This window comes from Streptomyces puniciscabiei (assembly GCF_006715785.1).
In the GTDB taxonomy this organism is placed as follows: Bacteria; Actinomycetota; Actinomycetes; order Streptomycetales; family Streptomycetaceae; genus Streptomyces; species Streptomyces puniciscabiei.
The window spans coordinates 207,445-228,891 of sequence record NZ_VFNX01000001.1 but is presented as its reverse complement, the minus strand read 5'-3'; the positions used below and the strand labels follow the sequence as shown (position 1 = coordinate 228,891).

Genomic DNA, 21,447 nt, shown 5'->3' with positions numbered 1-21,447 from the left:
GTGCAGATCGTAGAGGGGGAACCTCCGGCAGACATGCCCAGGACGTCGGCCGCATGCCCGCCGCCGGTCTCAGGTGGTCGGCTGCGTGCTCGCCGCCGGTCTCAGGTGGTCGGCTGCGTGCTCGCCGCCGGTCTCAGGCGGTCGGCCGCGTGCTCGCCGCCGGTCTCTGTGGCAGGTGCTGGTCCGCGAGGACGCCCTGCTGGTCGAGGTCAACCCGCTGGTGCGCACCCCCCAGGGGCGGATCCTCGCTGTGGACGGCAAGGTCACCCTGGACGACAACGCCCGCTACTGGCAGGCGCGTTGGGGTGTGCGGGACGAGGAGTGCCAGGACCCCCTGGAGGCGGCCGCCGCCGAACGCGGCCTCACCTACGTCAGGCTCGACGGCGAGGTGGGGGTCATCGGCAACGGCGCGGGCCTGGTCATGTCGACCCTGGACGTCGTCGCCGGCTGCGGCGCCCGCCCCGCCGACTTCCTCGACATCGGCGGCGGCGCCTCCGCGCAGGTGATGGCCGACGGCCTGTCGGTGATCCTCTCCGACCCGGCCGTGAAATCCGTCCTCCTCAACGTCTTCGGCGGGATCACCGCCTGCGACGCGGTCGCCGAGGGAATCGTGGCCGCTGTCTACACCGTCCGGCTGACCAAGCCGCTCGTCGCCCGCCTCGACGGCAACAACGCCGCACACGGACGCGCGATCCTCGGCGAGCGCGCCCATCCGCTCGTCGAACAGGCCACCACCATGGACGGCGCCGCCCGCCGGGCCGCCGAACTCGCCCACACCGCCTGAGGAGCCGGGACATGGCCATCCACCTCACCAAGGAGAGCAAGGTCCTCGTCCAGGGCATGACCGGGGGCCAGGGCATGCGGCACACCCGGCGCATGCTCGCGGGCGGCACGAACGTCGTCGGCGGGGTCAACCCGCGCAAGGCCGGGCAGAGCGTCGACTTCGACGGGCAGACCGTCCCCGTCTTCGGCTCGGTCGCCGACGGCATACAGTCCACCGGCGCCGATGTCACCGTCGTCTTCGTGCCGCCCGCGTTCGCCAAGGCCGCCGTCATCGAGGCCGCCGACGCCCGCATCCCCCTCGCCGTGGTCATCACCGAGGGCATCCCGGTCCACGACACGGTCGCCTTCACCTCGTACGCGCGCCGGAACGGCACCCGGATCGTCGGCCCCAACTGCCCCGGCCTGATCACCCCCGGCCAGTCCAACGCCGGCATCACCCCCGCCGACATCACCAAGCCCGGCCCCGTCGGCCTGGTCTCCGAGTCGGGCACGCTCACGTACCAGCTCATGTACGAGCTCCGCGACATCGGCTTCTCCACCTGCGTCGGCATCGGCGGCGACCCCGTGGTCGGCACCAGCCACATCGACTGCCTGGGCGCCTTCCAGGACGACCCCGACACCGAACTCGTCGTACTCATCGGGGAGATCGGAGGCGACGCCGAGGAACGCGCCGCCGCCTACATCCGCGACCACGTCACCAAACCGGTCGTCGGCTACATCGCCGGATTCACCGCACCCGAGGGCCGGACCATGGGCCACGCCGGCGCGATCGTCTCCGGTTCCACCGGCACCGCCCGCGCCAAGCAGCAGGCCCTGGAGGCGTCCGGAGTCCGCGTCGGCCGCACCCCGTCGGAGACGGCCCGGCTCGTTCTGAACACCCTGCGGGCCGGGTGACGGGGGGCGAGCGTGTGCGGCGGAGCCGGGCGCGTTCGATCCCTCACATTCCACCCGCTGCCCGAGCCCTCCACTCCACCCCACCCCGCTATACCCCTGCACCCCGACCCCATCCCATTGCACCCCACCCCGCACCACCGCACCCCACCCCACCCCGCCCCGACCGTGCAGCGAGAGCGGAGCCGACGTATGACATCCACCCTCACCCCGAACCCGCCGCCCCCGGACCCCGCCGAGCGCCCGGCCGCCCCGGTCCCGGTGCTTCTGAAACCCGGCACGGCCTACGCCGACGCCTGGCGGCGCTGCCGGGCAGCCGCGCCGGAGGCGTTCCGGGACGACCGCGTCCTCAATCTGTGGGGCACCGCCTGGCGTCCCGACGGACGTACGCTCCCGGCGACCACCCCGGTCGACGGCACCCCGATCGCCGGCGCCCCGCGGCTCGACGGCGCCACCGCCCAGCAGGCCGTACGAGCGGCCCTCGACCAGCACCGAGCCTGGCGGCACATCCCGCTGCCCGAACGGCGTGCGCGGATCGCCGCAACCCTGGACGCGCTCACCGCACACCGCGATCTGCTCGCCCTGCTGCTCGTCTGGGAGATCGGCAAGCCCTGGAGGCTGGCTCTCGCGGACGTCGACCGGGCGATCGACGGCGTGCGCTGGTACGCCGACGGCATCGAGCCCATGCTCGCCGGCCGGGCACCGCTGGACGGACCGGTGTCCAACATCGCCAGCTGGAACTATCCGATGAGCGTGCTCGTGCACGCCGCCCTCGTGCAGGCCCTGGCCGGCAACGCCGTGATCGCCAAGACACCGACCGACGGCGGTGTGGCCTGCCTCACCCTGGCCATGGCGCTGGCCGCTCGCGAGGGAGTGCCGGTCACGCTGGTCGGCGGCAGCGGTCGTGAGCTGAACCAGGCGCTGGTGCGGGCGCCGGAGATCGGCTGCGTGTCGTTCGTCGGGGGCCGCGACACCGGAGCCGACGTCGCGACGGCGGTCGCCGGCCTCGGCAAACCGCACATCCTGGAACAGGAGGTCCTGAACACCTGGGGCATCTGGGACTTCTCGGGCTGGGAGCGGCTCACGGCCGTGATCCCCAAGCTCTTCGAGTACGGAAAACAGCGCTGCACCGCTTACCCGCGTTTCGTGGTGCAGCGCTCCCTGTTGGACGCGTTCCTGGCGGCCTACCTCCCGGCGGTCCGCTCCGTCCGCGTCGGCCACCCCCTCGCGGTGGCGGACCCGGCCGACCCGCTCCCCGAACTGGACTTCGGCCCGCTGATCAACGCGGCCAAGTCCAAGGAACTCACCGACCAGGTCGCCGAGGCGGTCGACCGGGGTGCCGTACCGCCGTACCGAGGCCGCCCGGACGACACGCGGTTCCTTCCGGGTCAGGACACCTCCGCCTACGTCCACCCGGTCACCCTCCTCAACCCGCCGCCGTCCTCCCCGCTGCACCACGCGGAACCCTTCGGACCCGTCGACACGATCGTCCTGGTCGACACCGAGGCCGAGCTGCTGGCCGCCATGAACGCGTCCAACGGCGCGCTGGTCGCCACCCTCGCCACGGACGACCGGGCCACCTACGACCGGCTCGCCCCGCAGATCCGCGCCTTCAAGACCGGCCACGGCGTCCCCCGCTCCCGGGGCGACCGCGACGAACTGTTCGGCGGCTTCGGCGCCTCCTGGCGCGGTGCCTTCGTGGGCGGCGACCTCCTGGTCCGCGCCGTGACCCGGGGCCCGGCGGAGGAGCGGCTGCCGGGGAACTTCCCGGACCACCAGCTCATGCCGTAACCCTCACGCCCCGTACGCAACCCCATCCATTCCGTACACTCCCCCCGCCGAGGCGGCCCGGCCGGTCCCGGGCCGCCCCCACGGGACGGATACGCAGGTGAAACGCACTCCGAAACCTTGGTATTGTTGTCCCTGTCGCCGCGGGGAACACCCCGGCAAGGCGGCCGACACCTAGTCCGGGTGGCGGAATGGCAGACGCGCTAGCTTGAGGTGCTAGTGCCCTTTATCGGGCGTGGGGGTTCAAGTCCCCCCTCGGACACAACGATTGACGATACGGTGACGAGGGCCTCGACCTTACGGTCGCGGTCCTCGTTGCGTGTTCGTAGCTGATGGTGATGACCAGGGCGTCGCAGAGCGGGCCTTTCTTCTCGGCGGCGGCAGTCTGGATGCGCTGTGCGATATCCCCAAGACTCTCAGTGATCTGCCGGATCTGTCGCGCGTCGAGCGGGATCTGGTTCTTTCGGGTGACGGCGGGGTGCGCGTCGAGCTTCTTCTGCGCCGCGTCCTTGCCTCGCTGGGCCTCGTTGATCCACTGGGTGACGACGGCGGGGTCGGCTCCGGCGTCGAGGGCTGCCTGGTAGCGGGCGAGGCGCCGCTCGCAGTCCTTGATCGCCTGGCGTGCTTGGGCCTGCTCGGGGGTCTGGGTGTGGGGCTCGGAAAGTCGTCGCTGCAGGTCAGGCCGCGTATCGGTACTCATTGATGACACCGCTGAGGATGCGGGTGCGGAGGAGCCTGCGGCCTTCGCGCTCGTGCACGGTGATGGGCTGCTGGTCGGCGTTTGGAGGTCGTTGGTTGCGGGCCCGGTGGGGGCGGTGGTCGTTGTAGTGCCGCTCGTAGGCGGTCAAGACGTGCCGGGCGTGGGCCTCGTTCAGGATAAGGACGTGATCGAGGGCTTCGCGCCGGATGCTGCCGATCACCCGCTCGCAGTGGGCGTTCATCCGAGGTGCTCGCGGCGCACTCTTGAGGATCTCCATCTCCTCGGCCTCGAAGACGGCGTCGAAGGGCTGGCCGTACTTGCCGTCGCGGTCACGCAGCAGGAAGTGCAAGGACTCCATGCGCGTGCCGAGGTCGGCGGCAAGGTTCCGCGCTCGCTGCACCGTCCACTCACGGGTCGGGTTTGCGGTGACGCCGGCGATGTGCAGGCGTCGGGCGCCGCGTTCGAGGAACGCCAGTGCGTAGCGCCTGCGTCCGAGGGCAGTGTCGAGGTGGAAGAAGTCGACGGCGATGATGCTCTGGGCCTGGTTGGTGAGGAACTCCCGCCAGGTTGGCCCGGTACGGCGCGGGGCTGGATCGATGCCCGCTGCGTGGAGGATCTCCCATACCGTGGAGGCTGCGATGGGGTGCCCGAGTCGGGCCAGTTCGCCCTGGATCCGCCGGTGTCCCCACCTCGCGTTCTCTCGAGTGAGCTGCAGGATCAGCTTTTTGGGCGCTGCCCTGGTGCGGGCGTCCGGTGCGGCCGCGTCGGCGCTGTAGTCACACTTCGCGGCGATGAACCTGCGGTGCCAGGCCAGCAGGGTATCGGGAGTGACCGCGAAGACCTCGCGCCGGCGGCGCCGGGGTATCAGGCTGGAGAGTGCGGCCAGCCAGAACCGGTCGGCGGGCTCGTAGCGGACCGGGCCGGCGATCTGACGCCGTAGCACCGCAGCCTCGTGGCGGAGGACAAGCAACTCGCCGTCCTTCGAGGTTGTCGCGGCGCAGCAGCACCGCGGGGACGGACAACAGCTTGCGGGCTACCTTGTACAGCATCGAGAGGATCACGGGGGACATGGTCCCAGCCGGAACCGCTGTACCATCCCAACCTGCGGCGATGACTTTACGAGCCCCACACGGTCAACCGGTCCCACGCGAAGATCCGGGCCCTCGTCGAGCAGGCCGTCGCCACCCTCAAGTCCTGGCGGCTCCTACGTAAACTCGGCTGCTCGACCACCCGCATCACGAGTCTCGTTCAGGCTGTCCTCACCCTGCATCTGACCAGTTCAGAGTGAGGATGCAAACGGCTCACTCTCTCGACGCGGAAGGGCGGAAAGCCTGGCCCGTCAGGAGAGGCGAGGAGCGTTGTCTAGACCTCTGTGGGGTTCGTCGGGCATGATCGGCGCATGGAGAGAGCGCATTTGCCGACCACTGAGTCCGCTGTCGTGGCGATTCGTGACCTCGCGGTGGAGTTCGGGGTGAGCATGACCGTCACCGACGACATCGGTGCCGACCAGACCTCGCGCCGCACCTCGGCAGAGCTGTTCACCGTGTTCGACCCCGACGGCTCGCTGCCGCACGAGGCGTTCGTGGAGCTGGCCGGGTCGCCCTCCGTCAGCGTCCGGCTCTTTCCCGAGGACGACGCGCGGATCATCGTCGACGGGGTGGAGTTCCACGATGTGCCGCGGGACTCCGTGCCCGGGTTCCTGCGATCCGTCTACGGCGGGCTCGCCCAAACCAAGGGCCGGCTGTTCCCGCCCGGCCAGTGGCTCATCGTGCCGCTCCCGGGGGACGAGACCTACAAGGAACTGATCGTGGACGCCAACCTCACACCGTGGCTGGCGCGTAGCGCGCGATGAGGCCGTCCAGGTAGGCGGGGCCGAAGCCGAAGTGCGCGGCCTCGGGGACGTAGGCCCGCATCCGGCTGGTAGAGATCCGCAGGGACTCGGGCGGCACCTCGTGCGGGACCCGGTGCGCCCGCCTGCCCAGGGCCGCCTCGACCGCGGTGACGATCTCCTCGGCCGAGTAGGAGATCCCCGAGGCCACATTGACGGTACGGCCGTGCACCCCGAGGTCCAGCAGCCGGTTCAGCACCGTGCCGAAGTGCCGTACGTCCAGTAGGTCCCGGCGCGCCCCGTGGTGGACGGTGACCGTGCCCGAGCGGATCTGACGGACCAGCGACGGGATCAGCTGGGCCGGGTTCTGGTCCGGGCCGACCAGATGACTCAGGCGCAGGATCAGCGCGGCGGCGCCGGAGGCGGTGACCAGCCGTTCCATCGCCAGCTTGTGATGGCCGTATGGCGTCAGCGGGGTGATCCGCGCGCTCTCGTGACCCTCGCCCTGCCTGCCGTACAGGCCGGTGGCCGCTGTGGACAGCAGGACCAGCAGCCGGCGCTGCTCCCGGCAGCGGCGGGCCGTGGCGGTCACCAGCCGTGCCTCGCGGGCGAATTGCTCCGGCGCGGACTCCGAGGTTCTGGAGACTCCCGCGGCCAGCACGGTCACCCGGTGGTGCGGGAGCGGGTGGCGGCGGAGGTGGCGGGCGATGAATCCGTCACCGATCACTTCGGCGCTCATACAGGAGCGAGGCGTCGCAGGACGGCGTCGGCCGCGGTGCGGGCGCCGCCCGCACGGCGGATCTCCTCGCGCATCGCGGCCACCCGCCGGCGGACGCCGTCGTGCGCGTGCAGGCGCAGTGCCGTGGTGCGCAGGGCCGCCGGGGTGACCGAGCGGAACGGGATCGCCGTGCCCAGGCCCAGCTCGCGCACGCGCCGTGCGGTGCCGGCCTGTTCGGGCAGCCGGGGCACCACCAGGGACGGCACCCCGTGTTGGAGGGCCTCCATCGTGGTGGCCATCCCGCCGTGGTGGACGGTCAGGGCGGCATGGCGCAGTACGGCCCTGTTCGGCACCCAGGAACGCGCCTCGACGTTCGCCGGAAACGGGGGCAGGTCGCAGCGATCGCCGGTCGCCATCACGACGTGCCAGGGGAGATCGGTGAACGCCTCGGCGACCGTCGCGAAGAACTCCGGGTGGGCATGGTCGATCGACCCCAGGGAGACCAGGGCGACGGGGGTGTCCGCGTCGGGCGGGGTCCAGTCCGCCGGTTCGGGGGCCGGGGTCGGGCCCACGAAGGCGTACTCCTCGCTGAAGGTGTCGCCGTCCGGCTGGAAGGAGCGGGGGATGAGGACCAGTCCGCCTGACAGCGCCGTGGTCAAGTGGTCCCGCGCTGTGGTCCGTACGCCCTCCACCGCGAGGAACTCCGCCAGTCGGGAGAGGAATTCGGGCGCCACGGGGTTCGCCGTGGGCGTCCCGGGCGGGGCCAGGGACCAGTGGTGGGGTGCCGCCAGGTACGTCCAGACCTGCATCGACGGGATGCCCCACCGGGCGGCGAGGACGCTGCCCGCGCCCGCAGGGTCCTCGGTGAGGACGAGGTCGGGGCGGTTCCGCGCGAAGGCCGCCGTCAGTTGGGGCAGCGCGGCGCGGGCGTCGTCGAGGTAGAGGAGCGGCAGCCAGCGGATGTCGGTGGGCCAGTCGGCCGGGTCCGCGGGGAGCGAGGAGCGCACCGGCACGGGCGTGGCACCGACGGACTTCACCAGCGGCGCGAACTGCTCGGTCGTGGCGTAACTGACGTGGACGCCGCGCCGTACCAGCTCGGCCACCGTGCCCAGCAGCGGGCCGATGTGGCTGTACGCGGCGGCCGTGCAGACCGCCACGTGCCGGGCCGCCGCTCCCGGCTCAGCGGGGGCCGGCACCGTTCACCGTCTCGTGCCGGGTGCGGAGGTCCTCCAGGCTCCTGAGGAGGTTCGGGAGGGTGTCCGGCTGGTTGCCGTCATGGCGTCCGGTCGTCATGCTCAACCCCGTCACCGGCGGGCGCAGCACGACATTGGCGCGCTGCTCCAGCCGCGCCCGGTGGTCCGTCATCGCCGCGCTCTCCCAGCCGCCCGGTGGCAGCGCGGCGGCCAGCGCGATCGGCGCCTTGGTGCATTGCAGTGCCATGGTCACCGGAGTGTCGGCGAGGCCCTGGGCGAGGCGGGCGATGAAGTGCAGGCCCGCCGGATATACGGCGATTCCGTCCGGCCAGCTCGCCAGCTCCACATGGAGTTTCCGGGTCTGCGGCTCCTCGGACCAGGAATCCTCGAAAACCAGTCGGTTGGTGAGAACCGAAAGACCCTCCCGGGTCACGAAACGTTGCGCGGAACGCGTCAGGACGATGCGCAATTCCACTTTCGGATAACTGACCTGGAACCAGTTGACCCACAGCGGAAGGAAAGCGGCGTTCGATGAGCCGGTGCCGACCAGGAGAAGGCGTTTCACTCCGAGGGGAGGAATCGGGATAGGCGGCATTCCCCAGTTCTCTTCACTTGTCATCGCGCACATCACCTGTCATCGCGTACTCCGGTCTCCTGGGCGACAGCGTCCAGTCGTCCCCCCGGAGGCCGGGCCTCCCGGGGGACGTGTATCAGGCCGATACTCAGCAACCGCACCAGGAGCAGCAGCAGGAGCACAGGATGGCCTGCGCCTCGTTCTCGTCCGCCTCGACGGTGAGGAGCTCGTCCTCGGTCAGGGCGTCCAGCTCCAGCAGGTCATCGGCCAGCAGGTCGGCGACGGGCATGGTGCCTCCTTCGACAAGGGACATTCCGACGGATGGGGAATCCATCCGCGGGCCGCCCGATCCGGGCGGCGGTCGCCATGCTGTCCGGGGAGCATCCCGAATTCTTCCGCCGTCCCGCTGGTTTCTCGCTCCCCGCACGAGTAGGAAGCCGGCCCTCCGTCTCCCACACGGGTGTGAGACGCGGGCTCACCTTCCCGCTATTACGGCAATGGACGGAGCCCGCGCATACCGAACGGGCAGAATCCTTTGCTACGTTGCCGGTCCGATGACAGTTCTGCCCGCCCGGAAACACAGGTGGTTCGATGTCCCATATCGCCTTCTTCAACATTCCTGGAACCGGTCACGTCAATCCGACGGCGGGGATCGTCGCGGAACTTGTGGCGCGCGGCCATCGCGTCAGCTACGCGGTCACCGCACGCCAGGGCACGGAGGTCGAGGAGGCTGGCGCCACGCTGGTGCCGTACGAGTCGACCATGCGGCAGACCCGGAACGCGATGAACGACCTGGAGAGCGTCGACCGGTTCACCACGGGCGACTTCGTACAGGTGCTGCGGGGCCTGGTGCGGGAGACCGAGGCGGTGTACCCGAGGCTCGCCGAGGCGTTCGCCGGTGACCGTCCGGACGTGCTGGTCCACGATGGACTGTCCGGGTGGACGGGCCGCCTCCTCGCGCACAGTTGGGGGATACCGGCCGTGCGGAGCATTCCCACGCTGGCCGCGAACGAGCACTGGTCGCTCGGTACGGACGGGGAGTACGCGACCTTCGAGCCGGAGCACGCCGGACTGAACGCCGTCTACGGGGAGATCGCCACCATGCTGGCGGACCTCGGAGTGGGCCTGAGCGCCCAGGAGTTCTTCGGCAGCAGCGAGTCGGGTCCGGCGCTGGTGTTCATCCCGCGCGAGTTCCAGTTCCGGGGCGAGACCTTCGGGGAGGACTTCCACTTCGTCGGGCCTTGCTGGTCGGAGCGCCGGTTCGACGGGGAGTGGAGTCGGCGGGCGGGTGGTGAACGGCCGTTGGTGTTGGTGTCGTTGGGGACGATTCACAACGATGATCTGGGGTTCTTCCAGAAGTGTGTGGATGCCTTTGCCGGGTTGCGGTGGGATGTGGTGATGGCGGTGGGGGACCGGGTCGATCCCGCGCGGTTGGCGGGGGTGCCTGGGCATGTGGAGGTGCGGGCGCATGTGCCGCAGCTTCGGGTGTTGCGTGAGGCGGATCTGTTCGTGACGCATGCCGGGATGGGCAGTGTGATGGAGTCGCTGTCGTTCGGGGTGCCGATGGTGGCGATTCCGCAGATGAGTGAGCAGCGGGCGAACGCGGACCGGGTGGCGGAGCTGGGGCTCGGGGTGATGCTGCACCGGACCGAGGTGACGGCCGGCAGTCTGCGGCAGGCGGCGCTCGGGGTGCTGTGCGACTCCTCGTTCGGGGGCCGGGTGCAGGACATGCGCGGGCACATCCAGCGGGCCGGCGGAGCCCCCGCAGCGGCCGACGTCATCGAATCCCTGCTGGTGCGGGCAGAGGTGGCACGGTGAGTGATCTCCTCCAGGCCGGTAGTCCCCGCTCGGCGCACATCGCGTTCTTCGCTCTGCCCGGACACGGCCATGTGAACCCGGCGCTCGGTGTCGCCGAGGAGCTGACGCGGCGCGGGCACCGGGTGAGCTTCGCGACGACCGACCGGTTCGCTGCCGCCGTGGCCGGGACCGGGGCGACGCCGCTGCTTTACGAGTCCACCATGGACGGGCTGCCGGCCGACGACAGCGCCGGGGACCGTTCGGACCGGTTCGGCAGCGCCGATCTCGCGAAGGTGCTGCGCGATCTGCTGCGCGAGACCGTGGCCGTACTCGGGCCGCTGGACCGCGCGTTCGCGACGGACCGGCCCGATCTGGTGGTGTACGACGACCCGTCCGGGTGGGCGGCCCGGCTGGCCGCGGCACGACGGGGCATCACGGCGCTGCCGTACCGGACCACCTTCGCGGCGAGCGCTGACTGGTCGCTGGCCAGTGACCGGACCGAGGTCGATCCGCTGCATCCGGAGATCATGCGCGTCTTCCACGGTGTCGCCAAGCTGCTGGACCGGGTGCGGGTGCCCCTCGGGCCCAAGGAGTTGATGACCGGGAGCGAGTCGGGTCCGGCGCTGGTGTTCATCCCGCGCGAGTTCCAGTTCCGGGGCGAGACCTTCGGGGAGGACTTCCACTTCGTCGGGCCTTGCTGGTCGGAGCGCCGGTTCGACGGGGAGTGGAGTCGGCGGGCGGGTGGTGAACGGCCGTTGGTGTTGGTGTCGTTGGGGACGATTCACAACGATGATCTGGGGTTCTTCCAGAAGTGTGTGGATGCCTTTGCCGGGTTGCGGTGGGATGTGGTGATGGCGGTGGGGGACCGGGTCGATCCCGCGCGGTTGGCGGGGGTGCCTGGGCATGTGGAGGTGCGGGCGCATGTGCCGCAGCTTCGGGTGTTGCGTGAGGCGGATCTGTTCGTGACGCATGCCGGGATGGGCAGTGTGATGGAGTCGCTGTCGTTCGGGGTGCCGATGGTGGCGATTCCGCAGATGAGTGAGCAGCGGGCGAACGCGGACCGGGTGGCGGAGCTGGGGCTCGGGGTGATGCTGCACCGGACCGAGGTGACGGCCGGCAGTCTGCGGCAGGCGGCGCTCGGGGTGCTGTGCGACTCCTCGTTCGGGGGCCGGGTGCAGGACATGCGCGGGCACATCCAGCGGGCCGGCGGAGCCCCCGCAGCGGCCGATGCCATCGAATCCCTGCTGGACTCCCGGTGACCCAGCCGACCGAGATCGACACGCCCGCCTTCTTCGCCGATCAGCACGCCTACTACTCCCGGCTGCGCGAGAGCCCCGGCCCCCGGCTCGTGCGCAACCCGCAGGGCCTCGACTACTGGCTGATCACCCGGCACGCCGACGCCAGGGCCGTGCTGCTCGACCCCCGCTTCTCCAAGGACCCCCGGCTCGCCGAAGAGGCGCTGAGTTCCGCCGGGTACGGCGTCTTTGGCGCCGACAGCTTCTTCCTGCCCCTGGTCAACAGCGACCCTCCGGACCACACCCGGCTACGGCGGCTGATCTCGGGTGCGTTCACCCCGCGCCGGGTGGAGGAGCTGCGGCCACGGGTCGAACGGCTCACCCGGGAACTCCTCGGCGCGGTCCCGGACGAGGACGGCGTCGACCTGATGACGGCGCTGGCCTTCCCGCTGCCGGTCCTGGTGATCAGCGAGCTGCTCGGGGTTCCGCACCGCAGCCGTGGCGCGCTGCTGACCTGGGCCACCCGGATGCTCACCGTCTCCGGCAACGGATCGGGGCCCGCGGAGCGCACCCGCAGACTGCACCGCTGGTTCGCCTCCCTCGTGACCGCGAAGCGCCCCCACGTCCGCACCGATCTGCCCCAGGAGGAGCAGCCCGACCTGCTCGCGGCCCTCGTGGTGGCGCACGATCGGGGACAACGCCTCGACGACGAGGAACTCGTCGGCCTGCTGGTGCTGTTGCTCGTGGCGGGCCATGAGACGACGACGGGGATGATCGGCAACGCGGTCGACGCCCTGCTGCGCCATCCCGACCAGCTCGCGCTGTTGCGCGACCGTCCCGAGCTGCTGCCCTCCGCGGTGGACGAACTCCTGCGCTACGAGGCGTCGTTGGCGCGGACCACGCTGCGGGTGGCACGGGAGGACGTGCGGGTCGCCGGTACCGTCATCCCGGCGGCCAGCGTCGTCAGCGTGGCGCTCTCGGCGGCCAACCGGGACCCGGAGGTCTTCCCCGAGCCCGACCGGCTGGACCTCACCCGGGCCCGCGGCCCCCATCTCTCCTTCGGCCACGGCATTCACTTCTGCCTGGGTGCGCCGCTCGCCCGGCTCCAGACGGAGACCGTCCTCGCCGTACTGCTCGACCGCTGCCCGGAGCTGGCCGCGGCCGATCCGAGCGCGCCCCCGCTGTGGCGCCCCGTCGGGGACATGCGCGGGCTGCTGACGCTGCCGGTGCGGTTGCGCCCCGCCGCCCGAACCCGACCGTAAGTCTTCGTCCCGAGGAGAACCCGTGCCCCCACCCCCGCTCGACGCCCCCGCGATCGAGGTGCGCGCACTGCGCAAGGCGTTCGGGGCGACGCCCGCCCTGGGCGGAGTCGACCTCACCGTCGCCCCCGGAACTGTCTGCGGACTGCTCGGGCCCAACGGCGCGGGGAAGACCACGCTGGTCCGGATCCTGGCGACCCTGTCCCTCCCGGACGGCGGAACCGCCCGCGTGGCCGGGCACGATGTCGTCCGGCACCCCGCCCGGGTGCGCGGAAGCGTCGCGCTGACCGGACAGTACGCCTCGGTGGACGAGGTGATCAGCGGGCGGGACAACCTGGTGATGTTCGCCCGGCTGTACCGGATGCGCGGAGCCGCCGCACGGCGACGGGCCGAGGAGCTGCTGGAGCGTTTCGGGCTGACGGACGCGGCCCAGCGGCCGGTGCGCACCTACTCCGGCGGGATGCGCCGACGGCTCGACCTCGCGGTCGGGCTGGTCGTCCCGCCCGCGGTGATGTTCCTCGACGAGCCCACGACCGGCCTCGATCCACAGAGCCGGGGTGGTCTGTGGGAGAGCGTGCGGGAGCTGGTCCGGGCCGGGACGACCGTGCTCCTGACCACGCAGTACCTGGACGAGGCCGACCATCTCGCCGACCGGATCGCCGTGCTGAACGGCCCGGACGGCACCGGCGGCCGGGTCGTCGCCGAGGGCACCCCCCTTCGAGCTGAAGTCCGCGCTCGGCGGCGAGTCCATCGACCTCACCGTCCGCCACGCCGGACAGCGCGGCCGGGCCGCCGAGATCCTGGCCCGAGCCGGCGGCCGGGATCCCGGCACCGGCGACGACCCCCGCCGGGTCACCCTGGCCCTCGGCGCGGACGCGGCGCCCGGCTCGGCCGTGCTCGCCACGGCACTGCGCGAACTGGAGGCCGCCGACATCGCCGTAGCGGACCTCGCCCTGCGGCGGCCCACGCTGGACGAGGTGTTCCTGAACCTCATGCGCCGGCCGGACCGGGACCGGGAGCCTGTGTGAACACGCCCTGCTCGCCCACCACTTGGCACACCGCCGACGAACCCCTGCTGTCCCGGCTGCGCTGGTGCGCCGGGGACGCGGCGACGGTCGCCCGGCGCTATCTCCTGCACCTGCGCAGCGCCCCGGAGCGGGCCGTGATGGCCTTGGTGATCCCGCTGCTCTTCACCCTGCTGTTCGTCTACGTGCTCGGCAGCAACATGCGGCCGCCCGGCGGTGGTTCGTACGTCGACTTCCTGGTGCCCGGCATGCTCGCGCAGATGGCGGTGTTCGGCATCGCCGCCAGCGCGGCCGTGGTGGCCGAGGACAAGGAGCGGGGGATCACCGACCGCTTCCACTCGCTGCCCATGAGCCGCACGGGCGTGCCCGTCGGGCAGTCACTCGCCGAGTGCCTCGGCGGGGTCATCACCCTGGTGCTGATGGCGGGTTGTGGGCTGCTGGTCGGCTGGCGCCCGACCGGGGTCGTGGCGGGGCTCGCCCTGCTGCTCCTCGCCCGCTACGCCTTCAGCTGGCTGGGGATGTGGATCGGCCTGGTCATGCCCTCCCGGTCGGCGACCGACCTGGTCGGCATGCTGATGTTCCCGCTCACCATGATCTCCAACATCTTCGTCCCCACCGAAGGGCTGCCCACAGGGCTGCGGCTGCTCGCCGACTGGAACCCGGTGAGCGCGGTCGTGTCGGCCGTACGGGAGCTGTTCGGCAACCCCGTCGCCGCACCCGCCGACGCCGCCTGGCCGATCGCGCACCCGATCGCCGCCACGCTCGGCTGGTCCCTGCTGCTGCTCGTGGTCTTCGGCCCGCTCACGGTCGCCGCGTTCCGCGCGCCCAGGCACTGAGCACCCGGACGCACCGAGCATCGAAAGGAGCCTCGTGAAAGCCCTCGTGCTGGCGGGCGGCGCGGGCACGCGACTGCGCCCGATCACCCACACCTCCGCCAAACAACTCGTCCCCATCGCCAACAAGCCCGTCCTGTTCTACGGCCTTGAAGCCATCGCAGACGCCGGGATCAAGGACGTCGGGGTGATCGTCGGCGACACCGCCACCGAGATCCGGCGGGCCGTCGGCGACGGTTCCGACTTCGGGCTGCGGGTGACCTACCTTCCGCAGCCCCGGCCGCTCGGCCTCGCCCACGCCGTACTGATCGCCCGGGACTTCCTCGGTGACGACGACTTCCTGATGTACCTCGGCGACAACTTCATCGTCGGCGGCATCGGCGCGCTGCTCGACGAGTTCCACACACACCGCCCGGACGCCCAGCTCCTGCTGACCCGGGTCCCCGACCCCAGTGCCTACGGCGTCGCCACGCTCTCCGCCGACGGACGCGTCACGGACCTGCGGGAGAAGCCGGAGCGGCCCGCGAGCGATCTGGCCATCGTCGGCGCCTACCTGTTCACCCCCGCCGTCCACGCGGCCGTCCGCGCCATCGCCCCTTCCGAGCGGGGCGAGCTGGAGATCACCGACGCGCTGCGGCTGATGCTCGCGCAGGGCCGGGACATCCGCCCGACCGTCATCACCGGGTACTGGAAGGACACCGGCACCGTCGCCGACATGCTGGAGGCCAACCGCAGTGTCCTGGAGGTGCTCGAACCCGCCGTCGAGGGCAGCGTCAGCGCCGACAGCGAACTCGTAGGCCGGGTCAGGGTGTGCGCGGGAGCGGTCGTGCGGGGTTCCCGGATCGTGGGCCCGGCGCTGATCGGCGCCGGATCGGCCATCGTCAACTCCTATGTGGGTCCGTCCACTTCGATCGCCGAGAACTGCCGGATCGAGGACAGCGAGATCGAGTTCTCCATCGTGCTGAGCGAAGCGACCATCACCGGAGTGCGCCGGATCGACGCCTCCCTCATCGGCTGCCACGTCCAGGTCGCGCCCGCGCCCCGCGTGCCCACCTCGCACCGGCTGGTGCTCGGCGACCACAGCACCGTGCGGATCGCCTCATGACGCGCTACCTCGTCACCCCAGCGGCCGGGTTCATCGGCTCGCACTTCGTCCGCGACCTTCTCGGACCCGCCGGTCCCCCCGCCGTCGAGGTCACCGTCCTCGACGCGCTGACCTACGCCGGGGACCCGACCGGACTCGCGCCGGTGCTCGGCGATCCACGGCTGCGGTTCGTGCAGGGGGACATCACCGACGCCGCACTCGTCGACCGCTCCAAGGAGGCCCCCGTCCGGCCCGACTCCCTGGTCCTGGACCGCGGCGCGCCCGGCGCAGTCCACAACGTCGTCGGCGGCACCCGGCTGACCAACCGCGAGCTGACCGGGCTGCTCCTTCATGCCTGCGGTGCCGGCTGGGACGCGGTGCGCCCGGTCGAGGACCGCAAGGGGCATGACCGCCGCTACGGCGTCGACGACAGCAAGCCGCGGCGCCTCGGCCACCGGGCCCGAGTCCCCTTCGAACAGGGCCTTGCGGAGACCGTCGACCGGTACCGCCGGCTCATCGAACACCCCGCGAGAAGGAAGTGACCCGTGCGTGTCCTGTTCGCCGCCTTTCCCGTCGCGGCCCGTGCTTTCCCGGTGCCCCCGCTCGCCTGGGCGCTCCAGAACGCGGGCCACGAGGTGCGCGTCGCCACCCACCCGGACCTGGTACGCGGGGTGACCGAAGCGGGGCTCGCGGCCGTCCCGGTGGGCCAGGGCGAGGACCTCGCCGCGCTGACCGACCTCGGCCGCAACCCCGCCCTGGCCGGCCACCCCGGGGGCGGACTGCACATCGGCCCGGGGGACTGCCCCGACTGGGGCGCCCAGTGGTACCGGACCACCCGCGCCTTCGCGGCCCTGCGCCCCCTGCTGGAGGAGCTGACCGGCACCGTCGTCCGCTGGCGGCCCGACCTGGTGCTGTGGGACCCCTTCTGCCTCCCGGCCGCCGTCGCCGCCCGCGTCGGCGGCGCCGCCCACGCCCGGCTGCTGTGGGGCCGCGACAACATCGCCTGGCTGCGCGGGCGCTCGGCGCGCTACCGGGACCAGGCCCCCGGCGGCGGCTTCCCGGAGCCGCTGGAGGAGACCATGCAGCAGCTCCTCGAACCCTACGGACTGCCCTACGCCGAGGAACTGGTCCTCGGCCAGTGGACCATCGACCCCATGCCGCCCGGGATGCGGCTGTCCGCGCCGGGCGTCCGGTACGAGAACGTGCGCTGGGTGCCGTACGGCGGTGGCGGCAGCGTCCCGGAGCGGCTGCGCGGCCGGCCGCTGCGACCGCGGGTCTGGGTGGCGGGGGAGGAGTTCGCGGACGCCCTGCGGGAGCTGGACATCGAGCTGGTCGGCCCGCTGGACGCCCCCTGGGCGCGGCTTCTCCCGAGCTGCTCGGCGGTCGTCCACCACGGCGGTGCCGAGGTCTTCGCGTCGGCCGCCGCGGCGGGCGTGCCCCAGTTGATGGTGCCGGAGCCGGCCTGGGACGAGGAGGCGGCGGCCGTACAGCTCGTACGCAAAGGCGCCGGAGTCGCCCTCCGGCGGGGGGAGTCGAGCCCCGAGTCGCTGCGGGCGGCTCTGTGGTCGGTTCTCCAGGACTGCCGGGAGGGCGCTGCCGTCTGGCGCGACGAGCTGGCGCGGCTTCCGGGGGCCGCCGAACTCGTCCCGGTGCTGAAGAAGCTGACCCGCCATCACCAGCGGATCTGAGACCCCGGCCCCCACACCAGTGGGAGACCGGGCCCGCCCGTGTCTTCTCGGCGGAGGCAGGAATGCAGACTGCCGACGGACGACCGGGGCGGGGGCCCGCTGACACGATCGACCTCACGACTCGCTCGGGGCGCACGCCCGACCAGTAGAACGCGGAGTCCTCCACCATGCAGAGCACGATCGCGGCCATGCGCCCGCGGATGAGAACCGGCGTCTTCTTCACCCCCGCCCCCGAAGGGGACGGTGTGCTGCTGACCAAGGGCAGCGACATCGTCACCTTCCAGGGCGCCTCGACCTACGCGTGGCTGGAGAAGCTGTCCCCGCACCTCGACGGCAGACACAGCGTCGGCGACCTCACCGCGAGCATGCGGCCCGCGACCCGGCAGATGGTCGAGCGGCTCGTCGGCGCGCTGCACGAGGCCGGCCTGGTCCGCGATGTCGGCGAGGACGAGGAACACACCCTGTCCGAGGCCGAGTTGGAGGCATACGCCACCGAGATCGGCTTCGTCGAGTCGTTCCGCTCCTCGCCCGCGCTGCGCTTCCAGCGGTACCGCCGTACCCGGCTCCTGGTCCTCGGCGCGGGCGCGGTGCTCTCCGCCACCGTGGAGGGCGCCCTGCTCACGGGCGTGGCTCGGGTCTCGGCCCTGACCACCGGCGGGGAGGAGCTGGGAGTGGGCGTGCGGCTCGAGGAACTCGCCGACGAGGCCCGGGACCGTGCGGTGGAACAGCACCTGGACCACGGATCGCTGGACGTCACCGACACGGCGGCGCTGCGGCACGCGGTCGAGGCCGCCGACCTTGTCCTGTACGCGGCCGACCGCACCGGTCCCGGGCACCTCACGGCCGTCGACCTCGCCTGCGCGGAACTCGGCCGGACCCTGATCGCCGTGACCCTCCTGGGCGAGGAGGCGTGGATCGGGCCGGTGTGCCCGGCGGACCGTCCCGCGATGCGCTGGGAGAGGCTGTGGCGGAGACTGGGCAGCCCGGAGACGCGGAGCGACCTGCTCACCGGGCCCGTCCCGGGCATCGTCGCCAACCACCTGGTGTTCCGCGCCTTCGAGCACGTCACCGGGGTCGCGGAGGAGGACACCCCGGCGGCCGGTGTCGTCCGCGTCGACCTGGAGACGCTTCAGACCTCCGTCCACCGGCTCGCCGAAGCGCCGGACGCCTCCGACGGCGGCGAACTCGCCGAACGCGTGGGTGCGTTGACCGATGAGCGGCTCGGGGTGCTGGGGCCGGTGTCCGAGGGGCACTACGAGCAGTTCCCCCTGCGGGTCGTCCGCGTCGCCGTCGCCGACCCCGGGCGCCCCGGGGAGTTCTTCCCGGTGTGGGGCGCGGGGGCCGACTTCGCGCAGGCCCAGGACGCCGCGCTGCGGCACGGACTCGCCGCGTACGCCGTCCGCGCGGGCGCGCTGTCGGCGGACGGCCCGGTGACCGGGTTCGCGGCGGCGGACGGAACGGTCAGGGACGTGCCGGCGGACGAGGTGTTCGGGCATCTCCCCGTCGGCACGGCCGCCGGTGCGACACGGGACGACGCCGTGGAGCGGGCGCTGCTGGACCATCTCGCGCGACGGATGCCGACGGAGCGACAGGAGCCGGTGGCACTCGCCGACCTCCAACTCGGCGACTTCGCAGGCCGGTTCCGCGATCTGCTGCTCACCACGGGCGAGGAACTGTCGGCGTATGCGCTCCGGGCTCCCGCCGGGGTCACCGCCTACGCCTTCCGCCTCGGTGACGCGGAGACCGGGCTGACCGAGCGCGGGGCCGGTTTCACCCCCGCCGAGGCCGCCGCGTCCGGCCTGGGGCGCCTGCTGCTGGCCCACCAGGCCCACGCGCACGACCAGACCGAGTACGCGCCCTCGCCCGAAGTCTCCCTGTGGGCCCCGCCCGAGGGCGCCGACGGAGAACGGCACCGCCCGCTCGTCGAGGCCCTGCGCGCCGACGGACTCGACCCCGTCGTCGTACCGCTGGACCAGGACCCGGTCGTGCACGCTGTACTGCCGCATCTCGTCCGGGTGGTGCTGCTCGATGCGTGAGCACCCCAGCGGCCCGGTCGCCCTGTTCGGCGACGGCGGACTGCTCGACCGGGCCACCGCCGCCGTCCTGGCCCGCTCCTTCCCGCTGGTACGGCCGGACCGCGGCGCCCTCGCCGACGCGCTCGGCTCCTGCGCCGCCGTCCTGGTGGCCTCGGACACCACCGACACGACCGGATACGCCGAGATCCGCAAGGCCGCGGAGGCCGCCGGGGTCCCCTGGATCCCGCTGAACACCGAGGCGGACGCGATCCATGTCGGACCCGTCGTCGGGGACGCCTGCCCGACCTGCGCCGACTGGCGCCGCCGCCTCGCCCGCGACAAGGCCCAGCACCACGAGACCCTGCGCGCCCGCCACGGCACCGCCCTGTCCGCCCGGCTCACGTCGCTGCGCACCCGGACGGCGGCGGCCGTGGCGGCCGAACTCGCCGTCGGCCTCCTGCGGTCGACCCTGACCGGCGGACCCCTGCCGCAGGACGCCGCCGATCGCGCGGGCACTGCCGAGGGCCGCCGGCCGGGCGACCGGTTCCTCCGCGTCGAACTCGCCTCGCTCGCCATCAGCTCCCACCGCTACCTGCCGTACACGCTCTGCGCGGACTGCGGCGGTCTGCCGCCCGACGGTCCCGAGGCGGCACGGATCGCCCCGGCCGCCCGGCCCAAGCCCGCGCCCGACGTCTTCCGGGTGCAGAACGTCGTGGCGCGCGAACGGGAGTTGTACGACATCTACGTGGACCGCGTCGCCGGTGTCGTGCCGTCCGTGGACGACGAGCGGGGCGGGCCGCTGCCGCGCGCGGTGGCCCCGCTCAGCTCCCTGCGCGGCAACAGCTCGCAGCACGGGTGGGGCCGTACGACCGACTACCGCACCTCCCGGATCACCGCCGTGCTGGAGGCACTGGAGCGCTTCGGCGGGGAGCAGCCGCGGGGGCGGCGCACCACGGTCACGGCGAGCAGGCGGGAGCTGGGGGAACGCGCCCTGGACCCGCACCTCTTCGGGCTCTACCCCGATGACCGCCACGACCTGCCCGGCTTCCCCTACATCCGGTACCACGAGGACCTGGTGATGCCCTGGGTGTGGGGCTGGTCCTTCGCCCGCGCCGAGCCGGTGCTGGTCCCGGAGCGGTACGCCTACTACGCGGCGCACAGCCACGACGACCCGCGTTTCGTCTACGAGATCTCCAACGGCTGCGCCATGGGCGGCTGTCTGGAGGAGGCCGTCCTGTGCGGGCTGCTGGAGGTGGCCGAACGGGACGCCTTCCTGATGACCTGGTACGGGCGGATGCCGATCCCGCGCGTCGACCCGGACTCCGCGCGGGACCGCTCGATCCCCATGATGATCGAGCATCTGCGCCACCGGACGGGGTACGAGGTCCGCCTCTACTCGGCCACCCTGGAACAGGGCGTCCCGTGCTTCTGGGCGGTCGGTCTCGACACGCTCGGCGACCCGGGCAGACCGCGCGTCCTGTGCGCGGGCGGCTCCGCGCTGCTGGCCGAGAAGGCCGTCGTCAACGTCCTGCACGAGACGGCACATCTGCTGGAGCACGCCAAGATCTACGACGCGGCGGAGCGGGAACGCGCCGCACGCATGGTGCGCGACCCGTCCCTGGTGAAGGTGATGGGCGACCACTCCGTGCTCTACAGCCACGAGGACGCCTTCGACCGGTTCGACTTCCTGCTGGGGGAGCGCGAGGCACGGCCGTTCACGAGCTTCGAGGAGCAGTGGCGGTGGCCCGCGCACACCGATCTGCGGGCGGACCTGGAGGAGATGCTCCGCCGCTATCTGGACCGGGGCCTGGACGTCGTGGTCGTGGACCAGACGACCCCGGAACACCGGGCGGGCGGCTTCGCCTGCGTCAAGGTGATGGTGCCGGGCACCCTGCCGATGACGTTCGGGCACCAGAACCGGCGGGTCGACGGAATCCCGCGGCTGCTGACCGTGCCGTACGCACTCGGCTACCGCGACCGTGTGCTGACGCCCGAGGACATCAACCCCCACCCCCACCCGTTCCCGTGAGGACCCC

Annotated in this window: 18 protein-coding genes, 1 tRNA gene and 3 pseudogenes; 17 read left to right on the top strand and 5 right to left on the bottom strand. The window is 72.1% G+C overall.

Going from position 1 to position 21,447, the window contains the following annotated elements; translation table 11 throughout:
* Positions 1-166: 166 nt before the first annotated feature.
* From FB563_RS00950 to FB563_RS00930, 5 genes and pseudogenes are all read left to right on the top strand, one after another.
* A pseudogene (locus FB563_RS00950) lies at positions 167-784 on the top strand (ADP-forming succinate--CoA ligase subunit beta); the annotation flags it as partial.
* A gap of 11 nt (positions 785-795) precedes the next feature.
* Entirely contained in the window at positions 796-1,677 is an 882-nt protein-coding gene (sucD, locus tag FB563_RS00945; RefSeq protein ID WP_055710252.1) for a succinate--CoA ligase subunit alpha, read from the top strand.
* Positions 1,678-1,866: 189 nt separating this feature from the next.
* A complete protein-coding gene (locus FB563_RS00940; RefSeq protein ID WP_142218397.1) occupies positions 1,867-3,465 on the top strand; it encodes an aldehyde dehydrogenase family protein in 1,599 nt (532 codons plus the stop codon).
* 174 nt (positions 3,466-3,639) lie between these two features.
* Positions 3,640-3,724 (top strand) — tRNA-Leu (locus FB563_RS00935).
* A 57-nt stretch (positions 3,725-3,781) separates the two neighbouring features.
* Positions 3,782-4,165: a hypothetical protein gene (locus FB563_RS00930; protein ID WP_055708998.1), complete on the top strand. Its 384-nt coding sequence runs from the start codon at positions 3,782-3,784 to the stop codon at positions 4,163-4,165.
* On the opposite strand, the gene FB563_RS00925 is transcribed toward FB563_RS00930, so the two are convergent.
* Positions 4,140-5,132 (bottom strand): integrase core domain-containing protein, encoded by a 993-nt coding sequence (locus tag FB563_RS00925; protein ID WP_055708999.1) that lies wholly within the window; start codon positions 5,130-5,132, stop codon positions 4,140-4,142. The genes FB563_RS00930 and FB563_RS00925 overlap by 26 nt on opposite strands.
* Positions 5,133-5,294: 162 nt before the next feature.
* Between FB563_RS00925 and FB563_RS00920 the strand changes: the two are divergent.
* A pseudogene (locus FB563_RS00920) lies at positions 5,295-5,450 on the top strand (IS5/IS1182 family transposase); the annotation flags it as partial.
* Between the two features lie 111 nt (positions 5,451-5,561).
* Entirely contained in the window at positions 5,562-6,014 is a 453-nt protein-coding gene (locus FB563_RS00915; protein ID WP_055709000.1) for a hypothetical protein, read from the top strand.
* On the opposite strand, the gene FB563_RS00910 is transcribed toward FB563_RS00915, so the two are convergent.
* The 4 genes from FB563_RS00910 to FB563_RS42700 form a co-directional block, all read right to left on the bottom strand.
* The gene (locus FB563_RS00910) at positions 5,983-6,729 is read right to left on the bottom strand and encodes an NAD-dependent epimerase/dehydratase family protein (RefSeq protein ID WP_055709001.1); all 747 of its coding nucleotides are present in this window, start codon (positions 6,727-6,729) and stop codon (positions 5,983-5,985) included. The two genes, FB563_RS00915 and FB563_RS00910, sit on opposite strands and share 32 nt — an antisense overlap.
* Entirely contained in the window at positions 6,726-7,904 is a 1,179-nt protein-coding gene (locus FB563_RS00905) for a macrolide family glycosyltransferase (protein ID WP_055709002.1), read from the bottom strand. Before FB563_RS00905 ends, FB563_RS00910 begins: the two co-directional genes overlap by 4 nt.
* The gene (locus FB563_RS00900; protein ID WP_234357935.1) at positions 7,888-8,529 is read right to left on the bottom strand and encodes a flavoprotein; all 642 of its coding nucleotides are present in this window, start codon (positions 8,527-8,529) and stop codon (positions 7,888-7,890) included. Before FB563_RS00900 ends, FB563_RS00905 begins: the two co-directional genes overlap by 17 nt.
* A 94-nt stretch (positions 8,530-8,623) precedes the next feature.
* A complete protein-coding gene (locus FB563_RS42700) occupies positions 8,624-8,764 on the bottom strand; it encodes a hypothetical protein (RefSeq protein ID WP_159045587.1) in 141 nt (46 codons plus the stop codon).
* Between the two features lie 302 nt (positions 8,765-9,066).
* On the opposite strand from FB563_RS42700, the gene FB563_RS00895 reads away from it, so the two are divergent.
* From FB563_RS00895 to FB563_RS00850, 10 genes and pseudogenes are all read left to right on the top strand, one after another.
* Positions 9,067-10,293, top strand: coding sequence for a macrolide family glycosyltransferase (locus FB563_RS00895; RefSeq protein ID WP_142218396.1), 1,227 nt, complete (start codon positions 9,067-9,069; stop codon positions 10,291-10,293).
* The gene (locus FB563_RS00890) at positions 10,290-11,531 is read left to right on the top strand and encodes a macrolide family glycosyltransferase (protein WP_142218395.1); all 1,242 of its coding nucleotides are present in this window, start codon (positions 10,290-10,292) and stop codon (positions 11,529-11,531) included. The genes FB563_RS00895 and FB563_RS00890 overlap by 4 nt, the downstream gene beginning before the upstream one ends.
* Positions 11,528-12,769 carry a cytochrome P450 family protein gene (locus FB563_RS00885; protein ID WP_055710494.1) on the top strand — a complete coding sequence of 414 codons (1,242 nt, stop codon included), beginning with the start codon at positions 11,528-11,530 and terminating at the stop codon, positions 12,767-12,769. Before FB563_RS00890 ends, FB563_RS00885 begins: the two co-directional genes overlap by 4 nt.
* 22 nt (positions 12,770-12,791) lie before the next feature.
* A pseudogene (locus tag FB563_RS00880) lies at positions 12,792-13,794 on the top strand (ATP-binding cassette domain-containing protein).
* Positions 13,791-14,627, top strand: a complete 837-nt coding sequence (locus FB563_RS00875; protein ID WP_055703618.1) for an ABC transporter permease — start codon at positions 13,791-13,793, stop codon at positions 14,625-14,627. The pseudogene FB563_RS00880 and the gene FB563_RS00875 overlap by 4 nt, the downstream one beginning before the upstream one ends.
* Positions 14,628-14,661: 34 nt before the next feature.
* Entirely contained in the window at positions 14,662-15,729 is a 1,068-nt protein-coding gene (locus FB563_RS00870; protein ID WP_055703617.1) for a glucose-1-phosphate thymidylyltransferase, read from the top strand.
* Positions 15,726-16,250 carry an NAD-dependent epimerase/dehydratase family protein gene (locus FB563_RS00865; protein ID WP_055703616.1) on the top strand — a complete coding sequence of 175 codons (525 nt, stop codon included), beginning with the start codon at positions 15,726-15,728 and terminating at the stop codon, positions 16,248-16,250. Before FB563_RS00870 ends, FB563_RS00865 begins: the two co-directional genes overlap by 4 nt.
* Positions 16,251-16,253: 3 nt before the next feature.
* On the top strand, positions 16,254-17,396 hold the full coding sequence (locus FB563_RS00860) for a nucleotide disphospho-sugar-binding domain-containing protein (RefSeq protein ID WP_055703615.1): 1,143 nt from the start codon (positions 16,254-16,256) through the stop codon (positions 17,394-17,396).
* A gap of 167 nt (positions 17,397-17,563) precedes the next feature.
* Positions 17,564-19,432, top strand: a complete 1,869-nt coding sequence (locus FB563_RS00855; RefSeq protein ID WP_055703614.1) for a hypothetical protein — start codon at positions 17,564-17,566, stop codon at positions 19,430-19,432.
* Positions 19,425-21,440 carry a TOMM precursor leader peptide-binding protein gene (locus tag FB563_RS00850; RefSeq protein WP_055703613.1) on the top strand — a complete coding sequence of 672 codons (2,016 nt, stop codon included), beginning with the start codon at positions 19,425-19,427 and terminating at the stop codon, positions 21,438-21,440. Before FB563_RS00855 ends, FB563_RS00850 begins: the two co-directional genes overlap by 8 nt.
* The last annotated feature ends 7 nt before the right edge of the window (positions 21,441-21,447 follow it).